This is a genomic window from Roseateles chitinivorans (genome assembly GCF_002761755.1).
GTDB lineage: Bacteria > Pseudomonadota > Gammaproteobacteria > Burkholderiales > Burkholderiaceae_C > Roseateles > Roseateles chitinivorans.
This window is the reverse complement of record NZ_PEOG01000063.1, coordinates 23,122-33,515: the sequence shown is the minus strand read 5'-3', so window position 1 is coordinate 33,515 and position 10,394 is coordinate 23,122. Positions and strand designations below refer to the sequence as shown.

Annotated in this window: 8 protein-coding genes and 2 riboswitches; of the genes, 5 read left to right on the top strand and 3 right to left on the bottom strand. The window is 70.3% G+C overall.

Translation table 11 applies throughout. The annotated features are described in order from the left end of the window. Both CS062_RS19760 and CS062_RS19755 read right to left on the bottom strand, forming a co-directional pair. The coding region (locus CS062_RS19760; RefSeq protein ID WP_099863276.1) for an ATP-binding protein at window positions 1-1,355 on the bottom strand (1,355 nt) is incomplete at its 3' end. Next, window positions 1,352-2,011, bottom strand: coding sequence for a response regulator (locus CS062_RS19755; protein WP_091724043.1), 660 nt, complete (start codon window positions 2,009-2,011; stop codon window positions 1,352-1,354). The genes CS062_RS19755 and CS062_RS19760, both read right to left, overlap by 4 nt. 51 nt (window positions 2,012-2,062) lie before the next feature. Then, a riboswitch (glycine riboswitch) is annotated at window positions 2,063-2,166 on the top strand. 10 nt (window positions 2,167-2,176) lie between these two features. Beyond that, a riboswitch (glycine riboswitch) is annotated at window positions 2,177-2,295 on the top strand. Between the two features lie 65 nt (window positions 2,296-2,360). Here CS062_RS19755 and gcvT point away from each other — a divergent pair. The 4 genes from gcvT (at window position 2,361) to CS062_RS19735 (ending at window position 8,482) form a co-directional block, all read left to right on the top strand. Next, entirely contained in the window at window positions 2,361-3,482 is a 1,122-nt protein-coding gene (gene gcvT, locus CS062_RS19750; RefSeq protein ID WP_099863275.1) for a glycine cleavage system aminomethyltransferase GcvT, read from the top strand. Window positions 3,483-3,580: 98 nt separating this feature from the next. After that, window positions 3,581-3,952: a glycine cleavage system protein GcvH gene (gene gcvH / locus CS062_RS19745; protein ID WP_099863274.1), complete on the top strand. Its 372-nt coding sequence runs from the start codon at window positions 3,581-3,583 to the stop codon at window positions 3,950-3,952. A 139-nt stretch (window positions 3,953-4,091) separates the two neighbouring features. Further along, window positions 4,092-6,992, top strand: coding sequence for an aminomethyl-transferring glycine dehydrogenase (gcvP, locus tag CS062_RS19740; RefSeq protein WP_099863273.1), 2,901 nt, complete (start codon window positions 4,092-4,094; stop codon window positions 6,990-6,992). 98 nt (window positions 6,993-7,090) lie between these two features. Beyond that, complete coding sequence (locus CS062_RS19735; protein ID WP_099863272.1) at window positions 7,091-8,482, top strand: L-serine ammonia-lyase; 1,392 nt, start codon at window positions 7,091-7,093, stop codon at window positions 8,480-8,482. Between the two features lie 18 nt (window positions 8,483-8,500). Here the strand turns inward: CS062_RS19735 and CS062_RS19730 are convergent, their stop codons facing one another. Then, window positions 8,501-8,698, bottom strand: a complete 198-nt coding sequence (locus CS062_RS19730) for a hypothetical protein (protein WP_099863271.1) — start codon at window positions 8,696-8,698, stop codon at window positions 8,501-8,503. A gap of 227 nt (window positions 8,699-8,925) precedes the next feature. On the opposite strand from CS062_RS19730, the gene CS062_RS19725 reads away from it, so the two are divergent. Continuing rightward, window positions 8,926-10,371 (top strand): DHA2 family efflux MFS transporter permease subunit, encoded by a 1,446-nt coding sequence (locus CS062_RS19725; RefSeq protein ID WP_099863270.1) that lies wholly within the window; start codon window positions 8,926-8,928, stop codon window positions 10,369-10,371. Window positions 10,372-10,394: the final 23 nt, after the last annotated feature.

The window sequence follows — 10,394 nt, the reverse complement described above, 5'->3', positions numbered from 1 at the left end:
CGGGAGAGCGGCATCGCCAGCTCGACGCGCAGGCCGCCCAGCGCGGTGCTGTGCCCCAGACGCAGGCTGGCGCCATGGTCGTCGGCGATGCTGCGCACCAGCGCCAGGCCCAGACCGCTGCCCGGGGCCTGCTGGGCCTGCGCCTCGGACCGGTAGAAGCGGTCGAAGACCCGGCCGCGCTCGGCGTCGGGAATGCCGGGCCCGTCGTCCTCGACCACCAGCAGCGCCTGTCCGCCGCTGCGCTCCAGGCTCAGGTCGACGCGGCTGCGCCCGTACTTGATGCCGTTGTCCAGCAGGTTGCGCAGCAGCATCGTCAGCGCCTCGCGGTGGCCGTCGACCAGCACCGCGTCGCAACGCTCCATCCCCAGGTCGATGCCGCGGGCCTGCGCGAGCGTGGCCGCGTCGATCACGCCGTCGCGGCACAGCGCGTCCAGCGCGATCGGCTGCGACGGCGCCTGCGCCTTCGCGCTGTCCTGCCGCGCCAGCGCGAGCAGCTGCTCGATCAAGTGGGACGCGCGGTCGATGCCCTGCCCGAGCTTCTCCAGCGCCTGCGCGCGGGCCGGCTCGTCCGGCGCGCGCCGCAGCGACTGCAGCTGCAGCTTCAGCGCCGCCAGCGGCGACCGCAACTCATGCGCCGCGTCGGCGACGAAGTGCTGCTGCTGCTCGAAGGCCTGGCGCACGCGGTCCAGCAGGCCGTTGAGCTCGGTGACCAGCGGCTGGACCTCGGCCGGCAGGTCCTCGTCGTCGACCGGCGCCAGGTCCAGCGCCGCGCGGCGCGACAGCTGCTGGCGCACGCGCTCCAGCGGCGCCAGCGAATGCGAGACCACCCACCACACCACCAGGGCCAGCATCGGCAGCATCAGCGCCGTCGGCAGCACGGTGCGCCAGGCCAGTTGCCCCGCCATGCGCTGGCGCACCGCGATGTCCTGCGCGACCTGGACGACCTGGAAGCGGCCCTGCACCGCGAAGACCCGATAGCGCTTGCCGCGCAGCGCGACATTGGAGAAGCCCAGCACCGCGCGCTGCGGCAGCCAGTCCGGGCCGGCAGAGCGGTACAGCGGCGTGCCGTCCAGGCCCCAGACCTGCACGATCAGGTCGATGCTCTGCTCTTCCCCCAGCGGCAGCGGCAATCCCGTGCCCATGCCCGCGCGCAGCGAGAGCGCGACCTGCTGCATCTGGTAGTCGAAGATCTCGTCGGTCTCCATGAGCGCGTTGCGGTAGGCGCTCATGCCCTGGATCAGCGCGCTGGTCAGCATCGCGCCCAGCAGGAACAGCAGCAGCCGGTAGCGCAGCGAGCGCGGCAGCAACGCGAACCGGCCGCGCCGCGGCGCGTCGGCCCCCTGCGGCGCGTTCATTCCTTGGGCACGCGGTAGCCGACGCCGCGGACGTTCTGGATCAGCTCGGCGCCCAGCTTCTTGCGCAGGCCGTGGATGTAGACCTCGACGGCATTGCTGCTGATCTCGTCCTTCCAGCCGTAGAGCTTCTCCTCGAGCTGCTGGCGCGACAGGACCATGCCGGGACGGGCCAGCAGCGGCTCCAGCACCGCCCATTCGCGCTGCGACAGCGTCACCGGATGGCCGTTGGCGGTCACCTCGCGGGTGGCGGGGTTGATGCTGACGCCCATGTGCTCGTAGACCGGCTCGGCGCGGCCGGCGGCGCGGCGCAGCAACGCGCGGATGCGGGCCAGCAGCTCGTCGAGCTCGAAGGGCTTGAGCACGTAGTCGTCCGCACCGGCATCCAGGCCGGCCACGCGCTGCGCGGTGGCGTCCCGGGCCGTGGCGATCAGCACCGGCACCGTCTGCTTGCGCCCGCGCAGGGCCTGCAGCACGCTCATGCCGTCGCGCTTGGGCAGGCCCAGGTCGAGCAACACCAGGTCGTAGGTCTGGGATTGCAGCGCGGTGTCGGCGATCTCGCCGTCCCGCACCCAGTCCACGGCATAACCCTCGGCGCGCAGCAGCCCGAGCAATTGCTCGCCGATCATGAGGTCGTCTTCCACCAGCAGGAGTCGCATGGGGGCGATTGTGCACGTCCGGCTGGACCGGGTCATTTCCATGACTACAATGCGCGCCTGTCAGGAGAGAGCCGCCTCGCGGGGGCCGCCGAAGGCGCAGTGGCACTGGGGATCCCACGCTGCGAACGCTCAGGCAAAAGGACTGACGAAACGCCCGAGACATCGGGCGTCCTCACTGGAGAGAGGCGGGGCGGACCACCGGTCGAGCCCGTCCACCGAAGGGGCAAGCCACCGGTCAACCGCCGGCGGCCAATCTCTCAGGTAAAGCGGACAGCGAGGGCATATCCCCCACCTTGACGTGATCGGTTCACAGTCGGGGTGGTCACGACGAATGCCCTCGGAGCCAGACATGTCCGCCGATCAGACCCTGCACAAGACCCCGCTGCACGCGCTGCACCTGGAACTCGGCGCCAAGATGGTGCCCTTCGCCGGCTACGACATGCCGGTCCAGTACCCCGCCGGCGTGATGGCCGAGCACAAGCACACCCGCGCCAAGGCCGGCCTGTTCGACGTTTCCCACATGGGCCAGGTGCTGCTGGTGGGCGACGATGCCGCCGCCGCGCTCGAGACCCTGGTCCCCGTCGACATCGTGGACCTCGGCCTGTTCAAGCAGCGTTACGCGCTCTTCACCGCCGACGACGGCGGCATCCTCGACGACCTGATGGTGGCCCGCCGCACCGACGGCCTGTTCGTCGTCGTCAACGCGGGCTGCCGCGACCAGGACATCGCCCACATGCGCAAGCACCTGTCGGGCCGCTGCGAGGTCCGCCCGATGCCCGAGCAGGCCCTGCTCGCGCTGCAGGGCCCGCAGGCCGTGACCGCGCTGTCGCGCCTGAACGCGGACGTCGCCCAGCTGGTCTTCATGACCGGCGGCTTCTTCGACCTGGACGGCATCCCCACCTTCGTGACCCGCTCGGGCTACACCGGCGAGGACGGCTACGAGATCTCGGTCGCCGCCGACCGTGCCGTCGAACTGGCCCGCAAGCTGCTGGCCCAGCCCGAGGTGATGCCGATCGGCCTGGGCGCGCGCGACTCGCTGCGCCTGGAAGCGGGCCTGTGCCTGTACGGCCACGACATCGACACCACGACCACGCCGGTCGAGGCCTCGCTGACCTGGGCGATCCAGAAGGTGCGCCGTGCCGGCGGCGCCCGCGCCGGCGGTTATCCGGGCGCGGCCGTGATCGACCGCCAACTGGCCGAAGGCGCCGCGCGCAAGCGGGTGGGCCTGGTCAGCTCCGAGCGCATGCCGGTGCGCGAAGGCGCCAAGCTGGTCAATGCCGACGGCCAGGAGATCGGCGTCGTCACCAGCGGGACCCTGGGCCCGACGGTCGGCAAGCCGGTGGCGCTGGCCTATGTGCAGACGCCGTACGCGGCGCTCGGCACCGAGCTCTTCGCCGAGGTGCGTGGCAAGCGCACGCCGATGACGGTCTCTTCCACGCCGTTCACGCCCAACGGATACTTCCGCGGCTGATCCGCGATCCCGGGTCACCTCGTCCCCCGTTCCCTCGAGCCGACGCGAGTCGCCCTCGGGATTCCCGTTCCAACCATCCGATTGCACGGAGCCTCTCCATGAGCATCAAGTACACGCCCGACCACGAGTGGGTCGACACCACCGACGGCATCGCCACCGTGGGCATCACGGTCCACGCGCAGGACGCGCTGGGCGACGTCGTGTTCGTGGACCTGCCGGACGTCGGCAAGTCCTTCGCCGCCAAGGAAGTGGCCGGCGTGGTCGAGTCGGTCAAGGCCGCCGCCGACGTCTACGCCCCGGTCTCGGGCGAGATCGTCGAGGTCAACGAGGCGCTGCGCGCCGACCCGTCGCTGGCCAACACCGACCCGCTGAAGTCGGGCTGGTTCTTCAAGGTCAAGCTGTCCAATCCGTCCGAGCTGGACGGTCTGCTGGACACCACGGCTTACGACGAGCTGGTGAAGAACAGCTGATCGGGCTGCGGAGTCGGGCAGTCCGCGTCGTTGCAAGTCCTCGCCATAGCGCTGCTATGGCTGCGGCTTGCGCCTGGCGGCCCCTCCCGACTCCACACCCCGACGTCAAAGAACTCCCCCCCTCCAGGATCGCCCCGCCATGTCCGCCCTGCCCTCGTTCGCCGAGCTCGAGAACGCCGTCGAGTTCCACGCCCGCCACATCGGTCCCGACGCCCACGACGAAGCGCTGATGCTGTCGGCGATCGGCAGCGCCTCGCGCGCCGCGCTGATCGATGCCATCGTCCCGGCCGCCATCAAGCGCGCAGCCAAGATGGACCTGCCCGATGCCGTGACCGAAGCGCAGGCGCTGGCCGAGCTCAAGGCCATCGCGGGCAAGAACCAGATCCTGAAGTCCTTCATCGGCCAGGGCTACCACGGCACGCTGACCCCGGGCGTCATCCTGCGCAACATCCTCGAGAACCCCGCCTGGTACACGGCCTACACGCCGTACCAGGCCGAGATCTCGCAAGGCCGCATGGAAGCGCTGGTCAACTTCCAGACCATGGTCTGCGACCTGACCGGCCTGGCCATCGCCAACGCCTCGATGCTGGACGAGGCCACCGCCGCCGCCGAGGCGATGACGCTGGCCGCCCGCGTGGGCAAGAGCAAGAGCCAGACCTTCTTCGTCGCCGATGACGTGCTGCCGCAGACCCTGGAAGTCGTGCGCACCCGCGCCGAGCCGCTGGGCATCACCATCCAGGTCGGCCCTGCCGAGGATGCCGGCAAGGCCGAATGCTTCGGCGCGCTGGTCCAGTACCCGGGCGTGACCGGCGTGGTGCGCCCGCTGCAGGCGATCGCCGACGCGGTCCATGCGCACGGCGGCCTGCTGGTGGCCGCGGCCGACCTGCTGGCGCTGACGCTGATCGCCGCGCCCGGCGAGCAAGGCGCCGACATCGCCGTCGGCACGACGCAGCGCTTCGGCATGCCGATGGGCGCTGGCGGCCCGCATGCCGCCTACATGGCCTGCCGCGACGAGTTCAAGCGCTCGCTGCCGGGTCGCCTGGTCGGCGTGTCGGTGGACGCGCACGGCAAGCCCGCGTACCGGCTGTCGCTGCAGACGCGCGAACAGCACATCCGCCGCGAGAAGGCCACCTCCAACATCTGTACCGCGCAGGTGCTGCCGGCCGTCGTGGCCAGCATGTACGCCGTCTATCACGGTCCCCAGGGCCTCAAGCGCATCGCCCAGCGCGTGGCCGCCTACACCGCCGTGCTGGCGCAGGGCCTGAAGGCGCTGGGACTGACGCTGGTCCATGAGACCGCCTTCGACACGCTGCATGTGAAGACCGGCGCCCACACCGGCCCCGTGATGGCGGCCGCCGTGGCCGCCGGCATGAACCTGCGCCGCGCCGGCGAGGACAGCCTCAGCCTGACGCTGGACGAGACCACCACCCGCGCCGACATCCAGGCGCTGCTGACCGTCTTTGCGGAAGGCAAGGCGGTGGCGGACGCGTTCGCGGGCGCGTCGGCCGCGACGCCCACCACGCTGATCCCGGCCGCGCTGTCGCGCACGAGCGACTACCTGACGCATCCGATCTTCAACATCCACCACTCCGAGACGGAGATGCTGCGCTACATCCGCCTGCTCTCCGACAAGGACCTGGCGCTGGACCGCAGCATGATTCCGCTGGGCTCGTGCACGATGAAGCTGAACGCCACCAGCGAGATGATCCCCATCACCTGGCCGGAGTTCGCGCAGGTGCATCCGTTCGCGCCGCAGAGCCAGCTGCAGGGCTACGCGCAGCTGGACCAGCAACTGACCGCCTGGCTGTGCCAGGCCACCGGCTACGCGGGCGTGTCGCTGCAGCCGAACGCCGGCTCGCAGGGCGAGTACGCCGGCCTGCTGATCATCAAGGCCTGGCACGAGTCGCGCGGCGAGGGTCATCGCAAGATCTGCCTGATTCCGGAATCGGCCCATGGCACCAATCCGGCGTCGGCGCAGATGGTGGGCATGCAGGTCGTGGTCACCAAGTGCGACAAGGAAGGCAACATCGACCTCGCCGACCTGAAGGCCAAGTGCGAGCAGCACAGCGCCCAGCTGGCGGCGATCATGATCACCTACCCGTCGACCTACGGCGTCTTCGACACGCATGTGAAGGAGATCTGCGCGCTGGTGCATGAGCACGGCGGCCGCGTCTACGTCGACGGCGCCAACATGAACGCGCTGGTCGGCATCGCCGCGCCGGGCCAGTTCGGCGGCGACGTGTCCCACCTGAACCTGCACAAGACCTTCTGCATCCCGCACGGCGGCGGTGGCCCGGGCGTCGGCCCGGTCTGCGTGGTCGAGGACCTCGTGCCCTTCCTGCCGGCGCATCGCGCGGCCGGCCTGGGCGAGAAGACCGCGATCGGTGCCGTCAGCGCGGCGCCGCTGGGCAACGCGGCGGTGCTGCCGATCTCGTGGATGTACATCCGCATGATGGGCGAGACCGGCCTGAAGGCGGCGACCGAGACCGCCATCCTGTCCGCCAACTACGTCGCGGCCCGCCTGTCCGACCACTACGACATCCACTTCAGCGGCAACATCGCTGGCGTCAAGGGCGGCGGCGTGGCGCACGAGTGCATCCTGGACCTGCGTCCGCTGAAGGACAGCAGCGGCGTGTCGGCCGAGGACGTGGCCAAGCGCCTGATCGACTACGGCTTCCATGCGCCGACCTTGTCCTTCCCGGTCGCCGGCACGCTGATGGTGGAGCCGACCGAGAGCGAATCGAAGTTCGAGCTCGACCGCTTCATCGCCGCGATGATCCAGATCCGCGAGGAGATCGCGAAGGTGGAATCCGGCGCCTGGCCCAGGACGGACAACCCGCTCGTCAATGCGCCGCACACCGCGGAGAGCCTGCTCAAGGCCGAGTGGTCGCACGGCTACAGCCGCGACGATGCGGCGTATCCGGTGCCGGCACTGCGTCACGTCAAGTACTGGTCGCCGGTCGGCCGCGTCGACAACGTCTACGGCGACCGCAACCTGGTCTGCTCCTGCCCGCCCCTGTCGGCCTACGCCGACGAGTGAGCCGAGTCCCCGTCATGGACGACGCCCGCGGCGCGTCCATGCCGCCTAGCCCAATGAGGGGCGCTTGAACCGCCCTCGACGACCCGCAGAGGTGAGCCATGGCAGTTTCCGTCTTTGACCTCTTCAAGATCGGCATCGGGCCGTCGAGTTCGCACACCGTCGGTCCGATGCGCGCGGCGCGCATGTTCGTGCAGCGCCTGCGGCATGAAGGCGTGCTCGACAGGACGGTGCGCGTGGCCACCGCGCTGTATGGCTCGCTGGGCGCCACCGGCAAGGGCCACGGCTCGGACAAGGCGGTGCTGCTGGGGCTTGCGGGGCATGAGCCGGACACCGTCGACATCGAATCGATTCCCGGCATCCTCGATGCGATCCGCAACGACCGGCGCATCGCGCTGGGCGGCGACCAGGTCGTCGCCTTCGACGAGGCGCGCGACCTGGTCATGTACCGCCGCCAGAGCCTGCCGCTGCATGCCAACGGCATGCGGCTGATCGCCTACGACGCCGACGGCAACGAGCTGCAGAACCGGGTCTATTACTCGGTGGGCGGCGGTTTCGTCGTCAGCGAGGAAGTGCTGGCCGACGGCAGCAAGCAGAAGCAGATCGCGCCCGACACGACGGTGCTGCCCTACCCCTTCAAGACCGGCGCCGAACTGCTGGCGCTGACCGAGAAGGAAGGCTGCTCGATCGCCGAGATCATGCGGCGCAACGAGCGGCACTGGCGCCCCGACGAGGAGACGCGCACCGGGCTGCTGAAGATCTGGCACGTGATGCAGGAATGCGTGCAGCGCGGCTGCCGCACCGAAGGCATCCTGCCGGGCGGCTTCAAGGTCAAGCGCCGCTCGGCCGCGCTGTACCGGGACCTGGTCGCGCATCCGGAGGCCGCATTGCGCGACCCGCTGCAGGTGATGGATTGGGTCAACCTCTACGCGCTGGCGGTGAACGAGGAAAACGCCGCCGGCGGTCGCGTCGTGACGGCGCCGACCAACGGGGCGGCCGGCATCGTGCCGGCGGTGCTGCACTACTACGCCCGCTTCGTGCACGGCGCCAATGAGGACGGCATCGTCGACTTCCTGCTGACGGCCGCGGCGATCGGCATCCTCTACAAGGAGAACGCATCGATCTCGGGCGCCGAGGTCGGCTGCCAGGGCGAGGTGGGCGTCGCCTGCTCGATGGCCGCGGGGGCCTTGTGCGCGGTGATGGGCGGCTCGCCGGCGCAGGCCGAGAACGCGGCCGAGATCGGCATGGAGCACCACCTGGGCCTGACCTGCGATCCGGTCGGCGGCCTGGTGCAGATCCCCTGCATCGAGCGCAATGCGATCGCCTCGGTCAAGGCCATCAATGCCGCGCGCATGGCGCTGCGCGGCGACGGCACCCACCATGTCAGCCTGGACAAGGTCATCAAGACCATGCGCGAGACCGGCGCCGACATGATGACCAAGTACAAGGAAACCGCGCGCGGCGGCCTGGCGGTCAACATCGTCGAGTGCTGACGCGCCGCTGGCCGGTCGTCAGCTGTCGTCGGCAGCCGTGAGCGGCGCCGACGCGGACGCCGCATCGCGGTCCGCGTCCGGACCGGCACCGCGGGCGTCCTGCACCGCGCTGAAGAGCAGGCCGATGGTCATGGCGAGGCTGCACAGCAACAGCGCGGTCTTGAACAAGCTGGTAGGTTCGGTCCTCGCGGCCTTGGCGTGCTTGGTGATGCTCATGGCGGGGCTCCTTTCGATCTGACGCATGGTCCGCCCATCGATGTCCGCGAGGCAGACGCCGATGCCCCATCGCCGGGTCCTGCAATCGCGTCAGCGCGCGTCGGCGATCGACCGACAGCGAGGATGTCGAAATCCATCGGCCCCGATCGTCGTGAAGCGAAAGCCCGTCTGTCTTCACCAAGCCGTCACGGGTCCTGCAACTCCTTCTCCACGGACGCGAATCCGCCATGACTGCTCACCTTGATCCGAAACGGCGCCGCTGGCTGGCGCTCGGCGTGCTCTGCCTGGGCGTGCTGATGATCGTGCTGGACACGACCATCGTGAATGTGGCGCTGCCGTCGATCCGCGCCGACCTGCACTTCACCGAGACCTCGCTGGTCTGGGTGGTCAACGCCTACATGCTGACCTTCGGCGGCTTCATGCTGCTGGGCGGGCGGCTGGGCGACCTGTACGGCCACCGCCGCATGTTCCTGGCGGGGCTGGCGCTGTTCACCGCCGCGTCGGCCGCCTGCGGCCTGGCGCACACCCAGGGGCTGCTGATCGCGGCCCGGGCGGTCCAGGGCCTGGGCGGGGCGGTGGTGTCGGCGATCTCGCTGTCGCTGATCATGAACATGTTCACCGAGCCCGCCGAGCGGGCCAAGGCCATGGGCGTCTACGGCTTCGTCTGCGCCGGCGGCGGCAGCATCGGCGTGCTGCTGGGCGGCCTGCTGACCAGCACGCTGAGCTGGCACTGGATCTTCCTGGTGAACCTGCCGATCGGCGCGATCGTGATCGGCCTGTGCCTGTGGCTGATCGAGCGGGCCGGCCCGACGGCGCCCGACGAGACCCTGGACTGGGCCGGCGCGGTGACGGTCACGCTGTCGCTGATGCTGGCGGTCTACGCGGTCGTCAACGGCAACGAAGCCGGCTGGACTTCGCCCCGCACCCTGGGCCTGCTGGGCGTCGCGGCGGCGCTGATGGCGGCCTTCCTCGTGCTGGAGACCCGGGTGGCGCATCCGCTGATGCCGCTGTCGCTGTTCCGGCTGCGCTCGGTGGCGGTGTCCAACGTGATCGGCGTGCTGTGGGCGGCGGCGATGTTCGCCTGGTTCTTCCTGTCGGCGCTGTACATGCAACTGGTGCTGGGCTACGACGCCATGCATGTGGGCCTGGGCTTCCTGCCGGCCAACCTGATCATGGCCGCCTTCTCGGTGGGCCTGTCGGCCCGGCTGGTGATGAAGCTGGGGCTGCGCAAGCCGCTGTGCGGCGGGCTGCTGCTGGCGGCGCTGGGGCTGGCGCTGTTCGCGCGGGCGCCGGCGGACGGCGGCTTCTGGCTGGACGTCCTGCCCGGCATGCTGCTGCTGGGCCTGGGCGCGGGCGTGGCCTTCAACCCGGTGCTGCTGGCGGCGATGAGCGAGGTCGCGCCCAGCGAGTCGGGCCTGGCCTCCGGCATGGTCAACACCTCCTTCATGATGGGCGGCTCGCTGGGGCTGGCGGTGCTGGCCAGCCTGGCGGCCTGGAAGACCGCCGAACTCGGCGCGCTGGGCGCCGCGATGCCGGCGGCGCTGGCGGGCGGTTACCGGGTCGCCTTCGCGGTGGGCGCGGTCTTCGCGGCCACCGGCGGGCTGCTGGCACTGCTGCTGCGCGAGCCCGCGCCGCAGCCGGGCGTGGCGACGTCGACAGCGCATCCCGGGTGAAACTCCGGCGGCACGTCAAGCCT